The organism is Pseudonocardia oceani (assembly GCF_019263585.2).
GTDB classification, from domain to species: domain Bacteria; phylum Actinomycetota; class Actinomycetes; order Mycobacteriales; family Pseudonocardiaceae; genus Pseudonocardia; species Pseudonocardia oceani.
Genome location: NZ_JADQDF010000001.1, coordinates 4,220,972 through 4,240,710, shown reverse-complemented (window position 1 = coordinate 4,240,710; position 19,739 = coordinate 4,220,972). Strand labels below are relative to the sequence as shown.

Below are 19,739 nucleotides of genomic sequence, written 5' to 3'. Positions count from 1 at the left end.
GTCAGGGGCTCCCGACGTCGAGGTCCAGCTCGCCGAACCCGATCCCGCCCCCGCCCCACCGCCGCGCCCGGCCGATCGCGCGGGTGCTGCGCGCGGTGGCGGCCACCGCGCCCCCGGTGCGCAGGACGACGGTCGCGAGGTCGCCGACGACCAGCGCCCGCACCGCCGCGCCCACCGCCCACGGCGGAAGCGGCCGCTCCACCCGCATCCGCACGCGGGCGCGCCGGAGCTGGTCGGTGGTCCAGTCCCCGCCCACAGCCAGATCGGTGTGGTGCTGGGCGCGCACCGAGTCCACGGCGACCGGGGCCGCCTCGACGAGCACGTCGGGCACCTCGCCGGGCGGAGCGCCCCGCCGCGTCCCCGGCTCCGGGACCAGCGCGGCCAGCCGCGCCGCCTCCTGCTCCTTCACCCCGGGGGCCTCGCCGCGCAGCGCCCAGTCGGGGCCGTCGTGCCAGGCCACCGCGGTGGGCTCGTGCACCAGCACCGCCCCGTTGTTCCAGGCCCGGTAGGCCAGGTCCCAGTCCTCGCCGCCGTAGCCGACGTACCGCTCGTCGAAGCCGCCGAGGTCGTCGAACAGGCTGCGCCGGCACGCGAGCACGGCGCTGATGACGTGGCGGAAGCTGGTGCCGTCGGCGTCGAGCAGGTCCCGGCTGCCGGCGTAGGCCTCGCGCAGCCAGACGGGCTCGGGCAGCTCGGGGAGCGTGCGCGGGTCCACGTCGACGGGATGGCCGTCGAGGTCGGCGTGGCGGCGGCGCCCCACGGCGAGCACGTCGGGGTTGCGGGCGACGCGCGTGGTCAGGTGCTCGAGGAACCCCGGCTCGGGCACGGTGTCGGCGTCGAGGAGGACCAGGACCTCGGCGCTCGTGTGCGCGACGCCGAGGTTGCGCGCGGCGGCGGCGCGGAACCCCAGGTCGGGCTGGGTCACCACGCGGACCGGCGGCCCGCCGGCGGGCGGTGCGGGCGGCGGGTCGGAGCCGTCGTCGGCGATCACCACCTCCACGGGTGCCAGCGTCTGCCGGCACAACGCGTCCCAGCTCCGGGCGAGCTGCCCGGGCTGGCGGTAGTGGGCGACGACGACCGCGACCTCCGGGCGCGGCGCCGGGTGCGCGTCGAGCAGGTCGTAGCGGTTGCCGGGGACGGGGACGTCGATCAGCACGCGCGCAGCCCCCGGTAGAGGGCGGCGTGCGCGGCGCCCGCGCGGCACGGGGGCGGGGCGGGCAGCCGGGTCCCGTCCGGGTCGGCCAGGACGGCGGTGACGTCGAGGTCGTCGTAGGGCGTCAGCGCGCCGGGGCGGCGCACGGCCTGCTCGCGCACGTAGGCGCCGCGCGCGGCCAGCGGACGGCGACCGCACCCCCACCAGGTCGCCAGCGTGCCGCTCGCGCTGACCGAGCGCCCGGGCACGACCGGCACGGTCACCGCGCGGGCCGCGGCGGTGAGGTCGGCGTCGCTCAGCGCCCCGGTGACGACGAGGTCGACGCCCGCCGCCGCGGCACGCTCCGCGAGCGCCGCCACCAGCGGCTCGTGCCCCGGCGAGGGCCCGCCCGCGGCCACGACCCGGGGCCGCGACGGGTGCCGCGCGGCGGCGTCGAGCACCTCCGCGTGGCCCTTGCCGGGGTAGAGGAAGCCGAGCACGCCGAGCGTGGGGCGGTCGGCCCAGTCCGGTGCGGCGCCGCCGGGCACGGGTGCCGGCACCGGCAGGTCGACGACGGTCGCGACCCGTCCGGAGAACGCCGCCACCTTCGCCGCCTCGTGCTCCGCGGACACGACGACGGCGTCGGCCGCGGCCACGACCCGCGCGTAGCCCGCGGTGCGGCGGGCGTCGCGGGCCGGGTCGGGGTCGGCGCCGGGCACGTCGTGCAGCGTGACGACCAGCGGGCGCGGGACGCCGGTCGCCCACGCGGTGAACGCGGCGGCGGCCGCGGCGATGTCGGGGCCCCACAGGGCGTCGGTGAACTGGGCATGGGTGAGGTCGGCGGCTCCCCCGTCGACGGGCTCGATCCCGTGGGCGGCCGCGCGCTGCGCCACCAGCGCGGCGTGGCGGACGACCCCGTGCCCGGGCGGGCCGGGGGCGACGACGCGCACCCTCACGCGGCGGCCCGTGCGAGCACCGACGACCGGTAGACCTCCGCGTGCACCGCGGCGATCCGCTCCCGCTGCGCCCGCCGGGCCGCCGGGTCGGCCCGCCACGCCGGGCGCTCGGCGTGCGCCCGGCGCACGGCCGCCTGCAGCGAGCCGGCGTCGAGCCGGTGCTCGTCGTGGCCGTAGAGCAGGCACGGCGCCTGCTCGGCGTAGAAGCCGCAGTCGGGCGCGAGCACCGCCGTGCCCAGGTCGTGGCAGGCCTCCAGCCAGCCCGAGTGGGTGCCGAAGCGGTACGGGAGCACCGAGAGGTCGAGCGCCGACAGGTACTCCCACAGCTCGTCGTCGGTGAACGGGGCGTGCACGCGCACGTCGAGGTCGGGCAGGGCGGCGGCGACGGCGCGCCCGCGCGGGTCGTCGTGCGCGTCGACCCGCAGCCGGGCGCCGGGCAGCCCCGCGACGGCCGCGGCCAGCGCGCGGGCCACCGGCACCGGGTCGGCGTTGGCCCGCACGCTCTTGGCGTGCAACCCCACGAGGAACCCCTCGCGCGGCGGGCGGGGCGCGGCGATCCGCTCCGCCGGGACGACGTGCGGGTGCGGCGCCACCGTCGCCTCCCGCCCCCAGCGCCGCGCGATCTCGGCCGCCGCGCCGGCGGTCAGCGTCAGCAGCGCGTCGGCCGCCGGGACCAGGACGCCGAGCGCGGCGTCGTGCGCGGCCGGGTCGGCGTGGTGGGGGTTGCGCAGGTCGTGGACGGTGACGACGAGCGCCCGGCCGGCGTCGCGCAGCGCGGTGACGAGCGCGGCCAGCTGTGCAGGCGTGCGGTCGTCGTAGCCGAAGTGGACGTGCAGGACGTCGAACTCCCCGGCGTGCCCGCGCACCCACGACGGGTCGAGCATCGGCGGCGGCCACCACTGGCCGGGTGGCGCGCCGGGCACGGGCGGGTCGGGCAGGCGGACCACGTCGTGACCGGCGGGAGCGGGGTCGGCGAGGTGCCGGACGTAGACGTGACCGGACGGGACCGACGCGATGCGCACCCGCCCCAGGTGCCCCGGCGCGCCGGTTCCCGAAACCCCGGGCAGCATCGGTCACATGGATCACGGACGCCGCCGCCACTACGGCGAGTTCTACGGACTGGTCGACGAGCCCGGCCCGGTGACCCTCGTGCACGGCAACTGCCAGGCGGAGTCGCTGCGCGTGCTGCTCGCCGGGTCGCCGACGTTCGCGCCGCGGCCGGTGCGCGTGCCGCCGGTGCACGAGCTCACCGCCGACGACCTGCCGCACCTGCACGCGCTGCTCGCCCGCACCGCGCTGCTGCTGTCCCAGCCCGTCCGCGACGGCTACCGCGACCTGCCGCTGGGCACCGCCGAGCTCGCCGCGCACCTGCCCGCGGGCGCGCGCGTCCTGCGCTGGCCCGTGGTGCGCTACGCGGGCCTGCACCCGTGGACGGTGATCGTCCGGCACCCCGGCGACATGGCCGCGGTGCCGCCCGTCGTGCCCTACCACGACCTGCGCACCCTCACGGCCGCCGCCGGACTGACCCGTGCGCCGCGCCCGGACGCCGCGGCGCTGCGGGAGGCCGCGGCGCTGTCGGTCTCCGAGCTCGCGGGGCGCGAACGGGCCACGGACGTCGGCGTGGCCGACCTGCTCGCCGGGTTCGGCACCGACGCCGCGCACACCCTCAACCACCCCGGCAATCCCGTGCTCATCGCACTGGCCCGCCGCGTGCAGGCCGCGGTCGGGCTGCCGGCGGACGCCGACGACCCGGGCCGGGCGCTGCTCGGCGGGGTGCGCGCGCCGCTGGACCCCGCCGTGCTCGACGCGCTCGGGCTCGACGCCGAGCCCCGGGACCACTGGCTCGTCGACGGGGCCCCGGTCGACGACGGACAGGTCCGGGCGGCACAGCTCGACTGGTACGCCGACCACCCGCAGTGGGTCGCGGCCGGGCTGGAGCGCCACGCGAAACGCCTCACGCTCCTCGCTATGACGTAGGTCATGGCGTGACCCGCGCGTGGACGGGGGTATCCGGGGTCGCCATCAGCCCGCTGCCCCGAACCAGGAGTCCGCCGTGTCGCCGACCCGTCTTCCGCGTTGAAGCGACACCGCATCGCGCTCATCGCCTCCGCCCGCTACCCCATCCGCGAGCCCTTCGCCGGGGGTCTGGAGGCCCACACCTGGCAGCTCGCGTCGCGGCTGCGCGCCCGCGGCCACGAGGTGACCGTGTTCGGCGGGGCCGGTTCCGACCCCGCGCTCGGCGTCCGCGAGATGACGCCCCTTCCCCCGCTGACCGGGCACGCCCGCAGCGACGTGAGCATGCCCGCCGACTGGTTCCTGGCCGAGCACCACGCCTACCTGGGCCTGATGCTCGAGCTGTCGGCCCCCGACGCGCCGTACGACGTCGTGCACAACAACTCGCTGCACTACCTGCCCGTCGCGATGGGTCCGGCCGTGCCGCGCCCGGTCGTGACGACGCTGCACACCCCGCCGACGCCGTGGCTGGAGTCGGCGATCCGGCTCCCGCGCACCCAGAACCGGCCCCGGTTCGCCGCGGTCAGCCACACCACCGCGGGCCAGTGGCGCGGCCTCGTCCCCGACGTCCGGGTGGTCCGCAACGGCGTCGACACCGCCGTGTGGACGCCCGGCCCCGGCGGCGGCACGCCCGTCTGGTCGGGCCGGATCGTGCCCGAGAAGGGGCCGGTCGAGGCGATCCGCGCGGCCCGCGCCGCCGGGAGCGGGCTGCGCCTGGCCGGGCCCCGGCCCGACCGCCGCTGGTTCGACGCCGAGGTCGCGCCGCTGCTGGGCGACGGCATCGACTACGTCGGGCACCTCGACCACACCGCGCTCGCCCGGCTCGTCGGCTCGGCCTCGGTGGCCGTGGTGTCGCCGTGCTGGGACGAGCCGTACGGGCTCGTCGTCGCCGAGGCGCTGGCCTGCGGCACCCCGATCGCCGGGTTCGCCCGGGGCGCGCTGCCCGAGCTGCTCGGCCCGACGTGCGGCGTGCTCGCCGACCCCGGGGACGTCGACGGCCTCGCCGCCGCGATCCCCGCGGCCGCGCGGCTCGACCGCGCCGCCGTGCGCCGCCGCGCCGAGGACGTCTGCTCGGTCGAGGCGATGGTGCGCGGCTACGAGGACCTCTACGACGAGCTCGTCGCGTGATCGCCTACTACGTGCACCACCAGGGCAGCGGGCACGTCCATCGCGCCGCCTCGATCGCCGCGGCGGCGCGCACGCCGGTCGTCGGGATGTCCGGACGGCCGCGGCCCGCGGGCTGGGCCGGGGACTGGGTCGACCTGCCCGACGACAGCGACGGCGTCGACGCCGCGACGCGCGACGTCACCGCCGGCGGCACGCTGCACTGGGTGCCGCGGCGGCACGCGGGCCTGGCCGAGCGCATGCGAAGGGTGTCGGAGACCGTTGTGCGGGCGTCGCTCGTCGTCGTCGACGTGTCGGTGGAGGTGGCGCTGCTCGCACGCCTGCACGGCGTCCCGGTGGTCGTCGTGGCGCAGCCCGGCGAGCGCACCGACCGCCCGCACCGCACCGCCTACGACCTGGCCGAGCGCATCCTCGCGCCCTGGCCGGTCCGCCCCGCCGACGGCTGGCCCGACGGGTGGGCCTCCAAGACCGTGCACCTCGGGGCCCTGTCCCGGTTCGACGTGCACCCGGCTCCGGCCGCGGGCGACCCGTGCCGCGTGCTGGTGCTGTGGGGCCGCGGCGGCATCGACGTCGGACCCGACCGGATCGCCGCCGCGGCGGCCGCCACCCCCGGGCACCGCTGGGTCGTGGCCGGCCCGCACCCCGGCCCCGGCGACTGGCCCGAGAACCTGACCTGGCTCGGCTGGGTCGACGACGTGTGGGCCGAGCTGTCCGCGGCCGGCGTCGTCGTGACCCACGCCGGGCAGAACGCGCTGGCCGAGGTGGCCGCGGCCCGGCGGCCCGCCGTCGTGGTGCCGCAGCGGCGCCCGTTCGGCGAGCAGGACGCGACGGCCGCGGCACTCGCCCGCGCCGGCATCGCCGAGCCGACCGGCGCGTGGCCGGAGCCCGCGGCCTGGCCCGCGCTGCTGGACCGCGCGGCGCAGCGCGGGGGCGCCGGCTGGGAGGCGTGGTCCACCGGCACCGGCGCCGCGCACGCGGCCGCGCTGCTCGACGGGCTGGCCGCGTGACCCGCACCGCCGTGATCACGCCCGTCCGCGGGCGCGCCGCGCACCTGCACCGCCAGCGCGAGGCGCTCGCGGTCGACCCGCCGGACGTGCACGTCGTCGTCGCGATGGGGGCCGAGCCCGAGCTCGCCGACGTGCCCGGGGCGCCGCCCGTCGCCGTCGTCCGGGTGCCGGTGCCGACCACCGGGCTGCCGCTCTCGGCCGCCCGCAACGCCGGGGCGGCCGCCGCCGCGGGCGCCGACCTGCTCGTGTTCCTCGACGTCGACTGCATCCCCGCACCCGGGATGCTGCGCCGCTACGCCGACGCCGCGCGCCGCGTCGACGGACCCGCGCTGCTGTGCGGGCCGGTGCACCACCTGCCGCCCGCCCCCGACGGTGGCTACCCGGCCCCCGACCGGCTGGCGGCGCTCGCACCCCCGCACCCCGCCCGCCCCGCCCCGCCCGACGGCGAGCTCGTGGCGGAGTCGCGGTGGGAGCTGTTCTGGTCGCTGTCCTTCGCCGTCACCCCGGCCACCTGGGACGCGATCGGCGGGTTCTGCGAGGACTACACCGGCTACGGCGGCGAGGACACCGACTTCGCCTGCGCCGCCCGCGACGCCGGCGCCGGCCTGTACTGGGTCGGCGGCGCGAGCGCGTTCCACCAGCACCACCCGCCCGCGCGGGAGACCCCGGAGCGGATCGCGGAGATCGTCCGCAACGCCCGCCTGTTCCGCCGCCGCCGGGGGTGGTGGCCGATGAGCGGCTGGCTGCACGAGCTCGACGCGCGCGGGGCCGTGGTCTTCGACCCGGCCCACGACGCGCTGCACCTGTCCCCGGAAGGACACCCGTGACCCTGCTCGACCCGCGTCCCCCCGACCCCGTCCCCGACCCGAGTGCCGCCCTCGGACCCGCCCTCGCCGCCGCCGTCCGCGATGCGCTCCCCCGTCCGGGGCACGGCGACACCGCGGGCCGCTGGCGGACGCTGGCCCGCTGGGGCCGCACCGACCTCGTCCTCGCCCGCCTGGCCGAGGGCCACGCCGACGCGCTCGCGATCCTCGCCGAGGCCGGCTGCGACCCCGTCGGGAGAGCGCTCTACGGCGTCTGGGCCGCCCGCTCGGCCGGCACCGGCGCGGTCCTGCGCGACGGGGCCCTGCACGGCGTCGTCCGCTTCTGCTCCGGCGCACACCGGCTCGACCGCGCACTCGTCGTCGCCGGGGACGCGCTCGTCGACGTCGACGTGCGCGACCCGCGCGTGCGGCCCGTGATGGGCACCTGGAACCCGGCGGGGATGGTCGCCAGCGACAGCGTCGACGTCGAGTTCCAGGGCGTGCCCGCGGACCGCCGCGTCGGCCCGCCCGGCTTCTACACCGCCCGCCCGGGGTTCTGGTTCGGCGGCGGCGGGGTCGCGGCGGTGTGGCTCGGCGGCGCCGCCGGCGTCCTCGACGACGTGCGCGGGCTCGCGGGCGGGGACCCGCACCGCCTCGCGCACGTCGGCGCCCTGCACACCGCGCTCGCCGCGACCGACGCCCTGCTCGAGCGCACCGCCCACGACATCGACGCCGACCCGGCCGCCGACCACACCACCGCGGTGTGGACGGCCCGCGCGGCCGCCGAGGAGCTCGTCCGCACGGTGCTCGACCGGGCCCCGCGCATCGCCGGCACCACCGGCCTGACCCGCGAGCCCGGTCCCGGCCTGCGGCTCGCCGACCTGGGCGTCTACGTCCGCCAGCACCACGCCGAGCTCGACCTGGCCGCGCTCGGCGCCCGCCTCACCGAGGAGTCCGCATGACCCGGCCGCTGACCCCGCCCGCGGACTGGCTCCCGCTGCTCGACGCCCACGCGCCGCCCGCGTTCGAGGTCGCCGCGCTCGCCGGGGAGCGGGTGGTCGTCGTGGCCGCGCACCCCGACGACGAGACGCTCGGCGCCGGCGGGCTGATGCGGGCGCTGCACCGGGCGGGCGCGCGCGTGGAGCTCGTGGTGGCCACCGACGGCGAGGCCGCGTTCCCCTCCCTCGACGACCCCGCCCGCGACGACACCGCCCGCGCCGCGCTGGCGGCGACCCGGCGCGACGAGCTCGACGCCGCGCTCGCCGCTCACGGGATGGCCGGCGTGCCGGTGCACCGCCTCGGGATGCCCGACTCCGCCCTCGATGCCGACGTCCTCGCCGCCGCGCTGGAGCCGCTGCTCGTCGGCGCCGAGGCCGTCCTCGCCCCGTGGACCGGCGACCCGCACCCCGATCACGCCGCGGCCGGACGGGCCGTCGCGGCCGCGGCCCCCGTGACCACGACCCGCTGGAACTACCCGATCTGGATGTGGCCGTGGCTGCGGCCGGACGACGACGGGATCCCCTGGCCGCTCGCCCGCGTCCACCACCTCGACGCGGACGCGCGGGAGGCCAAGCGGCGGGCCGTGGCCTGCTTCGTGTCCCAGACCGGGCCCGGCCCGGAGGGCGCCGCGCCGATCGTGGGCCCGGAGGTGCTGGCGCACTTCGACACCGGAACCGAGGTCGTGTTCCGCGACCCCGCCGCGGGCGGGGCGCCGGCCGAGCGGTTCGACGACCTCTACGCCACCGACGGCGGCGACCCCTGGGAGACCCGCACCAGCTCCTACGAGCGGCGCAAGCGCGCGGTGCTGCTCGCCTGCCTGCCCCGCGAGCACTACCGGCACGCCGCCGAGCCCGCCTGCGGCACGGGCGCGCTGACCCGCGAGCTGGCCGCGCGCTGCGACCGGCTCGACGCCTCCGACGCCGCCGCGGCCGCCGTCGACCTTGCGCGCGCCGCCGTCGAGGGGACCGGGGCGACCGTGGAGCAGGCCGCCCTCCCCGACGCCGCCGCGCTGCCCGCCGGGCTCGACCTCGCCGTCGTCTCCGAGGTCCTCTACTACCTCGCCGACGACGTCCTGGCCGCCACCGTCGACCGGATCGCCGAGGCCGTGGAGCCCGGTGGCGACGTCGTGATCGCGCACTGGCGGGGCTGGCCGGCCGAGGCGCCGCGCGACGCCGGGGCCACCCACTGCGTCCTGCTCGACGACCCCCGGTTCACCGCGCTGGTGACCCACGTCGACGAGGAGTTCCTGCTGCACGTGCTGCGGCGCGCGTGATCACCGCCGTCGGGGTGGTCGTGCCCGCGCGCGACGAGGAGGAGCGCATCGCCGCGTGCCTGGACAGCGTGCTCGCCGCACTGCCCCCGGGCGTCGACGCGGCGGTGGTGGCGGTGCTGGACCGCTGCACCGACACCACGGCGTCGCGCGTGCCGCCGGGCGTCGACGTGCTGGTCAACGACGTGCCGCTGACCGTCGGCGAGCTGCGCGACCGCGGGCTCCGCCACGCACTGGCCCGGCTCGCCGACCGGGCCGACCCGGCCACGGCGTGGCTGCTCAGCACGGACGCCGACTCGATCGTCGGGCCGGGCTGGGTGCACGACCACCTGCGCCACGCGGCCGCGGGGGCGCACGCCGTCGCCGGGCTCGTCGACCTCGACCCGGCGCTGGACGGCGCGCCCGACCCCGGGCCCGAGTACGCCCGCATCGTCGGCTCGGGCCTGCGCCCGGACGGGCACGGCCACGTCTACGGGGCCAACCTCGGCGTGCGCGCCGACGCCTACCTCGCGGCCGGCGGCTTCCCGGCCGTGGTCCACGGCGAGGACCACGCGCTGGTCGGGCGGCTGCGCGAGGCCGGTTTCCGCGTCGTCACCGCGCTGGACGGGCGGGTGCGCACCAGCGCACGGACCGTCGGCCGGGCGCCCGGGGGCCTGGCCGACCTGCTCGCCGCGCTGGGGGGCACCGGTGACCGGGGACTCCCCCGGGGCACCGTCGCCGGAGGTTGAGCGGCCGGGCGTCCGGGAAACCGATCACATGCCGACCGCCCAGCCGCAGGAGCCCACCACGGGTGACGAGCCCCGCCGTCCCACCGTCGCCGACCACATCGTCGATCGGCTGGCGTCCTGGGGGGTCCGGCACTACTACGGCTACCCCGGCGACGGCATCAACGGGATGACCGCGGCGCTGCAGCGCCGCGAGGACACCCGCTTCGTGCAGGTCCGCCACGAGGAGACCGCGGGCTTCGCCGCGTCGGCGCACGTCAAGTACGGCGGCGGGCCGATCGGCGCGGCGCTCGTGACGTCGGGCCCGGGCGCGGTGCACCTGCTCAACGGCCTCTACGACGCCAAGCTCGACCACCAGCCCGTCGTCGCGCTCGTCGGGCAGACCGGGCTGACGGCGCAGGGCGGCGGCTACTACCAGGAGGTCGACCTCCTCTCGCTCTACAAGGACGTCGCCGGGTTCCTGGCCCAGCTCGACGACCCGAGCCAGGTCCGCCACCTCGTCGACCGCGCCTGCCGCACCGCGCTGTCGGACCGGACCGTCGCCGTGCTCGTACTGCCCAACGACGTCCAGGACGAGAAGGCCGTCCTCGATCCGCCGCACGCCCACGGCTACTACGCCACCTCCAACGCGCCGAGCACCCGCCCCACGATGCCCGCCGAGGACGACCTGCGCGCCGCCGCCGACGTGCTGCGCGGCGGGGAGAAGGTGGCGATGCTCGTCGGGCAGGGCGCGCTCGGCGCGGAGGCCGAGGTCGCGGCGATCGCCGCGCGGTTGGGCGCGGGTGTCGCCACCGGGCTGCTCGGGCTCGCCGCCGTCGACCAGCGCGAGCCGTGGGTCACCGGGGCGCTGGGCCTGCTCGGCACCACCCCGAGCTCGTACCTGATGAAGCACTGCGACCGGCTGCTCATCGTCGGCTCGAACACGCCCTACAGCGAGTTCTACCCGCCGGAGGGCCGCCCGGCCGTGCAGATCGACATCCAGGGCTCGCAGATGGGGCTGCGCTACCCGACGCAGGTCAATCTCACCGGCGACGCCGGGCCGACGCTGCGCGCGCTCGACGCGCTGCTCGCCGACCACGTCGCGCCGACCGCGTGGCGCGAGGACATCGCCGGGCGCACGGCCTCGTGGCGGACCGGGCAGCTCGAGGTGGCGCAGCAGGCCGCCGAGCCGGTGAACCCGCAGCTCACGCTCACCGAGCTCGACGCGCGGCTGCCCGACGACGCGATGGTCGCCGTCGACTGCGGCACCGTCACGGCCTGGTACGCCCGGCACCTGCACGTGCGACCCGGGATGCTCGCGTCGCTCTCGGGCACGCTGCTGTCGATGGGCGGCGCGATGCCCTACGGGATCGCCGCGAAGTTCGCCCACCCCGACCGCCCGCTGTTCGCGCTGATCGGCGACGGCGCGATGCAGATGAACGGCGTCAACGAGCTCATCACCGTGGCGAAGTACTGGAAGGAGTGGGCCGACCCGCGGTTCGCGGTGCTCGTGCTCAACAACCGCGACCTCGCGTTCGTGAGCTGGGAGCAGCGCAGCGGGGAGGGCACGCCGAAGTTCGACGCGAGCCAGGGCGTGCCCGACGTCGACTACGCCGCGTGGGCCCGCAGCCTGGGCCTGAACGGCGTGCGCGTCGACGACCCGTCGCAGGTCGGACCGGCCTGGGACGCCGCACTGGCCGCCGACCGGCCCATGGTCATCGACGCCGTCGTCGACCCCGCGGAGCTGATGATCCCGCCGCAGTTCACCCGCGACCAGGCCGTGAAGACCGCGATGTCGGTGATCCGCGGCGACTCGGACTGGCGCGGGATCCTGCGCCGCGGCATCCCGGCGGCGGCGGCGACGCTGCTGCCGCACCGGGGCTGACGCGCCTCAGAAGCGGCCCTTGAGCTCCGCGAGCGCCGAGGAGTAGATCCCCGAGATCGCCTCGGCGAGCCCGGGCTCCTCGTCGGGCGACTCGGCGGCGAAGTCGGCCGTCCACACCACCTCGGAGCCCTCGGGGTGCTCCTGCACGGCGAAGCGCGAGCGGTAGTGGGCGAGCGCGAGCGGACCGGAGAGGTACTCGTAGACGTAGGCGCGGGCGGCGTCGTCGCGCTCGACGATCCGCTCCTGCGCGTCGCCGCCCCCGCCCGCGAAGGTGGCGTGCCGGACGTCGCCGACCATGTGCGTCTTCTCGATGGCGGGGATCCAGTCGGCGACGTTGCCGACGTCCCCGCCGACCTGCCAGACGGCGTCGGGACTCGCGGGGACGACGATCGACTCGCGGACGTTCACGGGTTCTCCTCTTCGATGGTCACTTCACTGCTGGGTCGACAGGATCGTGACGACGCAGGCGTTGCCGTCCATCCCGGCCGCCCCGCCGCCCATGGTCTCCACGAGCCCGACGGCGTGCCGCGCGACCTGACGGGGGCCGGCGCGGCCCCGCAGCTGCCAGACGACCTCGGCGATCTGGGCGGTGCCGGTCGCGCCGAGGGGGTGCCCGCGCGAGAGCAGCCCGCCGCTGGGGTTCACCGGTTGCGCGCCGTCGCGGGTGGTGTGCCCGGCCGGCGCGAGCTCGGCCCCCTTCCCGCGGGGTGCGATGCCGAGCGCCTCCAGCGTGAGGATCTCGCCGATGGTGAAGGCGTCGTGCACCTCCATGACGTCGATCTGGTCCGGGGTGCGCCCGGCCTGCCCGAACGCCTGCTCCGCCGCCCGGGTGACGCTGGCGTAGCCCCAGACGTCGTCGCTGCGGTGGTCCCACAGGGCGCCGGACACCATGGCCGAGGCCTCGACCAGCAGGTCGTCGCGGTTCCCTCGGTCGCCGCCGACGATCGCGGCCCCCGCCCCGTCGCTGGTCGGGCAGCACTGGAGCATCGTCAGCGGTTCGGCGATCATGCGGGAGGCGAGCACCTCCTCGGCGGTCGGCACGCTGGTGCGCAACTGCGCGCGCGGGTTGTCGAGGCCGTTGCGCTTGTTCTTCACGGCCACGGCGGCGAGCTGCTCGGGCGTCACGCCGAACTCGCCGACGTAGCGCTGCGCCGCGAGCGCGTAGAGACCCGGCAGCGGCAGCGAGGACGCGCCCTCGGGGTCGGTGGCCTCCGGCACGATGGCCCCGGAGAACAGCGTGGACATCTGGTCGACGCCGAGCACGAGCACGCACCCGAACCGGCCGAACCGCACCGCCTCGACCGCCTCGTGGAAGGCGCTCGTGCTGCTCGCGCAGGCGTTCTCCACCGTCCACATAGGCACGCCGGGGATCCCCAGCCCGCGCTGCACCCGCGTCGCGACGCCGGGCGGCCCGAAGACCGAGCCGACGACGATCGCGTCGATCTCGCCGGGGCTGATCCCGGCGTCGCGGACGGCCTCGGCCACGGCCTCCCAGGCCAGCGACTCGACCCGGCGCTCCGGGAACAGCCCGTAGTCCGACGTGCCGACGCCCCACACCATCGCCTGGTTCACGACGCCTCCGCCAGCAGGTCGCCGTCGTCCGTGCCGGTGATCCGCAGCCGGGTCCCGATCGGGACGACCACAGGCTCGGCGAGGTGCACCAGCACCCGCGGGCCGTCGTCGAGATCGAGGTACGCGAGCCCGAAGGGCGGGCGCCGTTGTCCCACCCGGATCGCGACGACCGTCGAGGACCAGGCGGTGCCGGTCGCCGCGAACCGCTCCGGCGCGACGGGCCCGTAGCAGGCCGGGCACCACGGGATGCCGGTCTGCGCGGCCGGGTAGCGGCAGGCGGTGCAGCGGACGCCGAGGACGGCGTCGCCCCCGTCGGCGGAGCGGTCCAGGACCGGGCGGGAGTCGGCGACGGGCAGGCCGCCGACCGCCGCACCCGGGCGGCGCTTCGTGGGGCGGCCCACCCCGAGCTCGGACGTCATCAGTGGTCACCCTCCAGCGTCAGCGAGAAGTCCGCCGCCTCGATGTGCAGGTACGCCGCGACGCTCGTCTCGACCAGCTCGCGGACGAACTGCATCTCCTTCGTCGTGGGTGCGAAGTCGCGGCTGCGGGCCGGGGTGGCGCGCATGGTGTCGATCTCGCTCTCCGGCACGAGCAGCCGCAGGATCAGCTCGTCGTCGGAGATGCCGCCGCCGAACCGCTCACGCAGCTCGGTGAGGCTGGGCTGCGGGGGCTGCCAGTCGGTGTAGCTCGCCGCCTTGGGCGTCGCCATGATCGTGTCGAGCACGTTCTGGTCGAGCGGGGCGACCGGGTCGCCGTAGAAGCCGTGCGCGTAGATCAGCACCTCGTCCGGCACGACCGAGTAGCGCTTGCCGGTGACGACGTTCAGCACCGCCTGCGTCCCCACGAGCTGCGAGAACGGCGTCGCCATGACGGGGTAGCCGAGCTCCTCGCGCACCCGCGACATCTCGTCGAGCACCTCCTCGAAGCGCTCCTCCATCCCGCGGGCGCGCAGCTGGTCCTTGAACGTGCCAGCCATCCCGCCGGGCAGCTGGTGGCGGTACTGGAACAGCGAGAACTCGGCGGGCTGGCCGACCGGCAGCGCCTCGTACTCCGCGACGCGCAGCAGGTGCTGCTCGACCGGGGGCAGCCGCGACTCGTCGAGGTCGACGTCGAACCCGGCGTAGCGCAGGTTGGCGATCGTGTTCTCCGTCGACGGCAGCGACACCCCGGCGGCCAGCGGGCGGCTCGCGGTGTGCACGACGTCGGCGCCCGCCAGCAGGCCCTCCAGGTAGTTGATCGGGGCGAGCGCGTTGTTGGAGTGGAAGTGGATCTCGACGGGCAGCTCCCCCGCCGCGGCCTTGATCGCGGCCACGAGCGTGCGGGTGCGCTCGGGCGTCAGCAGGCCGGCGGCGTCCTCGAGCTCGATGCCGTCGGCGCCCAGCGCCACCAGCTCGCGGGTGCGTGCGGCGTAGTACTCGTCGGTGTGGAACGGGCTGTCGGCGTAGAGGATGCAGGGGATCGCGGCCGCGCCCTCGGCCTGCGCGGTCTTCACGAGCCGGCCGATCTTGTCGGTGTTGAACAGCCCGTCGTAGATCCAGAAGCTGCCGATGCCGTGCGCGCACAGGCGCTGCACCCACAGGTCCATGACGCTGTCGGCCGTCAGCCCGAACGTCACGATGCCGTTGCTGCGGGTCCCCGCGCGGACGGTCGTGCGCGGCATCGCCGAGGACAGCGAGATCAGCTGGTCCCAGGGGTCCTCGCGGCAGTGCCGCACGAGCACCTCGAAGATCGAGCTGCCGACGAGGTCGATGGTGTGGAAGCCGGTGCGGTCGAGCTCGGCGGCCATCGGCAGGCCCATGTCCTTGCGCAGCCGCATGCCCCACCAGCTCTGCGGGCCGTCGCGCAGGGTCTGGTCGATGACGCCGACCTTCCGGCGGCTGCCGTCGGCGTTGCGGGGGGCGCGGTCGAGGTAGGTCATGTCAGTCCCTGCTTCTCCAGGTGGTCGGGCAGGCCGCGGACGGCGATCCAGTCGGTGGTGACGTCGCCGGCGCGGAAGTCGGGGTGGTCGAGCGCGTCGCGGATGAAGGCGGCCGTGGTGGGCACGCCCTCGACGCGCAGGCGACGCAGCGCCGCGCCGAGCCGGTCGGCGGCGGTGTCCCGGTCCGGCCCGTGGGCGACGATCTTGGCGAGCAGCGAGTCGTAGTACGGGCTGACGACGTGCCCGGGCTCGCAGTGGGTGTCGACGCGGACGCCGTCGCCGGTGGGCGGCTCCCAGACGTCGACGGTGCCGGGGCGGGGCACGAACCCCCGGGCCGGGTCCTCGGTGGTGATGCGGGCCTCGATCGCGTGGCCGGTGAGCACGACGTCGTCCTGGGTGATCCGCAGCGGCTCCCCCGCCGCGACCCGGAGCTGCTCGGCCACCAGGTCGACGCCGGTGACCATCTCGGTCACCGGGTGCTCCACCTGGATCCGCGCGTTGAACTCCAGGAAGGCGAACTCCCCGGTGTCGGAATCGAGGATGAACTCGACGGTGCCCGCGCTGTCGAGCCGGAGCGCCCGGGCGAACGCGACGCCGCTCGCGCGGATCGCCTCGCGCACGGGCTCCGGCAGGTTCGGCGCGGGCGACTCCTCGACGACCTTCTGGTGGCGGCGCTGCAGCGTGCAGTCGCGCTCGCCGAGGTGGACGACGTGACCGTGGCGGTCGCCGAGCACCTGCACCTCGATGTGGCGGGCCCGGCGGACGAAGTGCTCGACGTAGAGCCGCCCGTCGCCGAAGGCCGACTGCGCCTCCGCCGCCGCCGCGGGGAACCGGGAGCGCATCCCGTCGTCGTCCTCGACGACCGACATGCCGCGTCCGCCGCCGCCCGCCGCGGCCTTGACCAGCACCGGGTAGCCCAGCTCACGCGCCGCGGTGACGGCGGCGTCGGCGGAGTCTAGGACCGGCGAGCCGTCGAGCACCGGGATCCCGGCCGCGCGGGCCAGCTCGCGGGCCCGGGCTTTGTCCCCGGCCTGGGCGACGGCGTCGGGGCGCGGCCCGACGAACACCAGCCCCTCGGCGACGCAGGCCGCCGCGAAGTCGGGGTTCTCCGACAGGAAGCCGTAGCCGGGGTGGACGGCGTCGCACCCCGACCCGAGCGCCGCGCTGAGCACCGACGGGATCGCGAGGTAGCTCTGCGCCGCCGGGGCGGGGCCGATGCAGACGGCGCGGTCGGCCAGGCGCGCGGCGAGCGAGCCGCGGTCGACGGTGGAGACGGCGACGACCGACTCCAGTCCCAGCGACCGGCACGCCCGCACCACCCGCACGGCGATCTCACCGCGGTTGGCGATGAACACCCGGCGGATCGGGGTCGAGCGAGCGGCACCTCCACCCAACCCTGTTGGGCGAGGGTGCCGTTCGCGCAGGTCGGTGTCAGGCATCGCTCGGCCGGATCAGGAAGAGCACCTGGTCGTACTCCACCATCTCGGCGTTCGCGGCGAGGACCTGCACGACCACCCCGGCCCGCGGCGTGACCACCGGGTTCATCAGCTTCATGACCTCGACGATGGCGAGCTGCTCGTTCTCGCCGACGTTGCTGCCGACCTCGACGAACGGCGGCTCCCCCGGGCTCGGAGCGACCCAGAACGCCCCGACGGCGGGTGAGCGGACCTCGACGAGACCGGTGGTGTCGACGGGTGGGACCGGCGGGGCGGGGACGGGGGGCGAGGGGGCTGCGGCGGGGCCCTCCGGAGTTGCAGGAAAGCCACTTTCCCGCACTCCGGTGGCAGGAACGTGGCTTTCCTGCAATACGGGGGCGGGTGCGGCGGGCCCCGGAGCGGCGACGGCCGTGGGCGGCCCGTTCTTTCCCACCGTGATCGTTATGCCCCCGATCTCCAGGGTCATGGCGGTCCAGTCGGACGCCGCGAAGGTCCGCAGCACCTCCCGCACCCCGCGGTGGGTGACGCTGTCGGGCACGTCGGTCCCGCTCATGCCGGTCTCCTCTCGTCGGCGCCGGACTGCGCGGCGGCGTGGGCGGCGGCCGCCAGCAGCACCGGGAGCCGGTGCGCGGCGACGATCACCTCGACGCCGCCGTCCAGGGCGTGGCGCACGCCGTCGGCGGTGGTGAACAGGGCCCCGCGGACGGTGCGGGTGCCGGGAGGGAGATCGGGCAGCCGCTCCCCCAGCTCCTCGGGCGCGGCGGCGTCGGCGTCGAACACCGGCGCGGGAACGTCGGCGCCGGGCGCGACGACTCGCACCGGGGCGGCGGCCTCGGCCCACTCGCACAGGCGGCGCAGGTCGTCGTCGCCGGTCTCGTCGACGGCGGTGGTCGCCACCTCGCCGGCGTAGACCCGGCCCGAGGTGGCGTCGACGGTGACGGTCCGCCCGACGAGCACGTCGACCGTGCCCGCTCCGCACCCGACGACGCACGGGGTGTCGAGCGCCCGGCTGACGACGGCGGCGTGCGAGGTGGCCCCGCCCTGCTCGGTGACGACGGCGTCCGCGGCGATCATGCCCTGGACGTCGTCGGGGCTGGTCGCCCGGCGGACGAGGACGGTGCCCGGCCGCGCCTCCTCCGGGGTGGCGACGGCGACCCCCGTGGCGACGCCCGGGCTGGCCGCGGCGCCGGAGGCGAGCAGCTCGGCCCCGTCGGCGGCCGCGGGGTCGATCGAGGGCCGCAGCAGCGTGCGGACCTGCTCGGCGGTGACCCGCCCGACGGCCTCGGCGGGTGTGGTCGCGCCCTCGTCGACCAGCGCCACCGCGATCCGGACGGCGGCCCGGGCGGTGCGCTTGGCCGGGCGCGACTGCAGCAGGTACAGCTCGCCGCCCTGCACCGTGAACTCGATGTCCTGGGCGTCGCGGCCCTCGGTGTCGAGGCACTCCGCGGCGGCGAGCAGCTCGGCGTGCACGTCGGGATGCGACGCGGCGAGGTGCGCCAGCGGCTCCGGGGTGACCCGGCCCGACACCACGTCCTCGCCCTGCGCCCGCGGCAGGTACTCGCCGTAGGGTTCGCGCACGCCGTCGACGGGGCTGCGGGTGAACAGCACCCCGGTGCCGGAGTCGTCGTCGAGGTTGCCGAACACCATGGCCTGCACGGTGACGGCGGTGCCCAGGTCGGGGATGCCGTGGTGCTGCCGGTAGGCGACGGCGCGGCGCGAGCGGCTCGACGCGAACACCGCCGCGACGGCCGCGCGCAGCTGCTCCCACGGGTCGGCGGGCACCGCGCCCGCGCCGTCCTCGGCGATGGCCGCCCGTACGGCCGCGGTGTCGGGCAGGTCGTCGAGCTCCTCGAGGCAGCCGAGCACGAGCCGCCCGTAGAAGCCGGTGAACCGGCGGTGCACCTCGGCGGCGAACGCCGGGTCGCCGCTCTCCTCGGCGAGCGCAGTCTCGACGGCGTCGGTGCAGCCCAGGTCGAGGATCGTGTCCATCATCCCGGGCATGCTGACCGCCGCCCCGGAGCGGACCGACACGAGCAGTGGCCGCTCGGTCCCGCCGAACGTGCGGCCCAGCGAGCGCTCCAGCAGCCGGACGCCCGCCTCCAGCTCCTCGGCGAGCCCGTCGGGCAGCCCCCCGGAGGCGAGGTGCGCGGCGCACGCCTCGGTCGTGACGACGAACGCCGGCGGCACCCGCAGCCCGAGCGAGCGCATCCGCCACAGGCTCCACGCCTTGCCGCCGACCAGGTCCCGGCTCGGCTCGACCGCCGTGTCGTCGGGGACGACGATCCAGCGGAACCCGGTCGCGGTGCTCATTCCTCCCGCTCCCGCCCGGTGAGGCGCAGCAGGTGCTCGTGCATCTGGAACCAGACGGTGTGGAACGAGTCGACCCGCACCCCGCTGACGTAGTCGGTCTCGCCGCTCTCCGCTCGGGTGAGTGCGGCGCCGAGTCGGTCGACGAACCGGTCGACCAGCGGGTCCTCGACGGGGCCGAGCACGGCGGGCAGCTTGTCGAGGATCCGCCCGAGGCGGTCGAGGACCTTCGCGTCGTGGTCGGCGTCGGAGTGGTCGTTGGCGACGCGCTCCCCGCCCACCTCGACGGTCTGCCAGTCGGTCGTGACCTTGAGGACCTGCTTGTTGACGCCGCTCTCGAACGCGTCCATCGCCGCGGCCACGGCCGGGTCGGACCGCAGGGCCCCGAACACCACCGGGTAGGCCGCGTCGAGCTGCTCCCGCCCGGCCGGGGTGATCATGAACTTGCCGCGGGCCGCCATCACCGCGCCGTCCGCGACCGCCTTCTCCAGCTCCGCCTCGACCTCGGTGGCGGGCTGCCCGGAGACGCCGGCCAGCTCCTCGGCCGTGGCGAGCTGCTTCATCGTGAGGGTGTGCAGGGTGAGCAGGTGGGGGTCGAGCATCGGAGGTCCT

Annotated in this window: 19 protein-coding genes; 8 read left to right on the top strand and 11 right to left on the bottom strand. The window is 76.7% G+C overall.

Annotated elements, in window-relative coordinates:
* Position 1 precedes the first annotated feature (1 nt).
* The 3 genes from I4I82_RS21305 to I4I82_RS21295 are packed head-to-tail and all read right to left on the bottom strand — an operon-like array spanning position 2 to position 3,110.
* Positions 2 to 1,156 (bottom strand): glycosyltransferase family 2 protein, encoded by a 1,155-nt coding sequence (locus I4I82_RS21305; protein ID WP_218595959.1) that lies wholly within the window; start codon positions 1,154 to 1,156, stop codon positions 2 to 4.
* Positions 1,150 to 2,088 (bottom strand): glycosyltransferase family protein, encoded by a 939-nt coding sequence (locus tag I4I82_RS21300; protein WP_218595958.1) that lies wholly within the window; start codon positions 2,086 to 2,088, stop codon positions 1,150 to 1,152. Before I4I82_RS21300 ends, I4I82_RS21305 begins: the two co-directional genes overlap by 7 nt.
* Positions 2,085 to 3,110 carry a glycosyltransferase family protein gene (locus I4I82_RS21295; protein ID WP_225920638.1) on the bottom strand — a complete coding sequence of 342 codons (1,026 nt, stop codon included), beginning with the start codon at positions 3,108 to 3,110 and terminating at the stop codon, positions 2,085 to 2,087. Before I4I82_RS21295 ends, I4I82_RS21300 begins: the two co-directional genes overlap by 4 nt.
* 55 nt (positions 3,111 to 3,165) lie before the next feature.
* On the opposite strand from I4I82_RS21295, the gene I4I82_RS21290 reads away from it, so the two are divergent.
* From I4I82_RS21290 to I4I82_RS21255, 8 genes are all read left to right on the top strand, one after another.
* Positions 3,166 to 4,065, top strand: a complete 900-nt coding sequence (locus I4I82_RS21290) for a WcbI family polysaccharide biosynthesis putative acetyltransferase (RefSeq protein WP_218594069.1) — start codon at positions 3,166 to 3,168, stop codon at positions 4,063 to 4,065.
* Between the two features lie 99 nt (positions 4,066 to 4,164).
* A complete protein-coding gene (locus I4I82_RS21285) occupies positions 4,165 to 5,229 on the top strand; it encodes a glycosyltransferase (RefSeq protein WP_218594068.1) in 1,065 nt (354 codons plus the stop codon).
* Positions 5,226 to 6,233: a glycosyltransferase gene (locus I4I82_RS21280; protein WP_218594067.1), complete on the top strand. Its 1,008-nt coding sequence runs from the start codon at positions 5,226 to 5,228 to the stop codon at positions 6,231 to 6,233. Before I4I82_RS21285 ends, I4I82_RS21280 begins: the two co-directional genes overlap by 4 nt.
* A complete protein-coding gene (locus I4I82_RS21275; protein WP_218595957.1) occupies positions 6,230 to 7,060 on the top strand; it encodes a glycosyltransferase family 2 protein in 831 nt (276 codons plus the stop codon). Before I4I82_RS21280 ends, I4I82_RS21275 begins: the two co-directional genes overlap by 4 nt.
* Positions 7,057 to 7,998 carry an acyl-CoA dehydrogenase family protein gene (locus I4I82_RS21270; protein ID WP_218595956.1) on the top strand — a complete coding sequence of 314 codons (942 nt, stop codon included), beginning with the start codon at positions 7,057 to 7,059 and terminating at the stop codon, positions 7,996 to 7,998. Before I4I82_RS21275 ends, I4I82_RS21270 begins: the two co-directional genes overlap by 4 nt.
* Complete coding sequence (locus tag I4I82_RS21265) at positions 7,995 to 9,308, top strand: bifunctional PIG-L family deacetylase/class I SAM-dependent methyltransferase (protein ID WP_218595955.1); 1,314 nt, start codon at positions 7,995 to 7,997, stop codon at positions 9,306 to 9,308. Before I4I82_RS21270 ends, I4I82_RS21265 begins: the two co-directional genes overlap by 4 nt.
* Entirely contained in the window at positions 9,305 to 10,033 is a 729-nt protein-coding gene (locus I4I82_RS21260; protein WP_218593194.1) for a glycosyltransferase family 2 protein, read from the top strand. Before I4I82_RS21265 ends, I4I82_RS21260 begins: the two co-directional genes overlap by 4 nt.
* A gap of 28 nt (positions 10,034 to 10,061) precedes the next feature.
* Positions 10,062 to 11,894, top strand: coding sequence for a thiamine pyrophosphate-requiring protein (locus tag I4I82_RS21255; RefSeq protein WP_218593193.1), 1,833 nt, complete (start codon positions 10,062 to 10,064; stop codon positions 11,892 to 11,894).
* Positions 11,895 to 11,900: 6 nt separating this feature from the next.
* Here the strand turns inward: I4I82_RS21255 and I4I82_RS21250 are convergent, their stop codons facing one another.
* The 8 genes from I4I82_RS21250 to I4I82_RS21215 all read right to left on the bottom strand — a co-directional run bounded on the left by I4I82_RS21250 (position 11,901) and on the right by I4I82_RS21215 (position 19,729).
* A complete protein-coding gene (locus I4I82_RS21250) occupies positions 11,901 to 12,302 on the bottom strand; it encodes an SRPBCC family protein (RefSeq protein WP_218593192.1) in 402 nt (133 codons plus the stop codon).
* A 24-nt stretch (positions 12,303 to 12,326) separates the two neighbouring features.
* Complete coding sequence (locus I4I82_RS21245; RefSeq protein WP_218593191.1) at positions 12,327 to 13,466, bottom strand: thiolase family protein; 1,140 nt, start codon at positions 13,464 to 13,466, stop codon at positions 12,327 to 12,329.
* Positions 13,463 to 13,885 (bottom strand): Zn-ribbon domain-containing OB-fold protein, encoded by a 423-nt coding sequence (locus I4I82_RS21240; protein ID WP_218593190.1) that lies wholly within the window; start codon positions 13,883 to 13,885, stop codon positions 13,463 to 13,465. Before I4I82_RS21240 ends, I4I82_RS21245 begins: the two co-directional genes overlap by 4 nt.
* The gene (locus I4I82_RS21235; protein ID WP_218593189.1) at positions 13,885 to 15,384 is read right to left on the bottom strand and encodes a hydroxymethylglutaryl-CoA lyase-like TIM-barrel protein; all 1,500 of its coding nucleotides are present in this window, start codon (positions 15,382 to 15,384) and stop codon (positions 13,885 to 13,887) included. The genes I4I82_RS21240 and I4I82_RS21235 overlap by 1 nt, the downstream gene beginning before the upstream one ends.
* Entirely contained in the window at positions 15,381 to 16,739 is a 1,359-nt protein-coding gene (locus tag I4I82_RS21230; protein ID WP_308112816.1) for an acetyl-CoA carboxylase biotin carboxylase subunit, read from the bottom strand. Before I4I82_RS21230 ends, I4I82_RS21235 begins: the two co-directional genes overlap by 4 nt.
* A 76-nt stretch (positions 16,740 to 16,815) precedes the next feature.
* Positions 16,816 to 17,373 (bottom strand): biotin/lipoyl-containing protein, encoded by a 558-nt coding sequence (locus I4I82_RS21225; protein ID WP_218595954.1) that lies wholly within the window; start codon positions 17,371 to 17,373, stop codon positions 16,816 to 16,818.
* Entirely contained in the window at positions 17,370 to 19,130 is a 1,761-nt protein-coding gene (locus tag I4I82_RS21220; RefSeq protein ID WP_218592134.1) for a pyruvate, phosphate dikinase, read from the bottom strand. Before I4I82_RS21220 ends, I4I82_RS21225 begins: the two co-directional genes overlap by 4 nt.
* Positions 19,127 to 19,729, bottom strand: coding sequence for a hypothetical protein (locus tag I4I82_RS21215; protein WP_218592135.1), 603 nt, complete (start codon positions 19,727 to 19,729; stop codon positions 19,127 to 19,129). Before I4I82_RS21215 ends, I4I82_RS21220 begins: the two co-directional genes overlap by 4 nt.
* Positions 19,730 to 19,739: the final 10 nt, after the last annotated feature.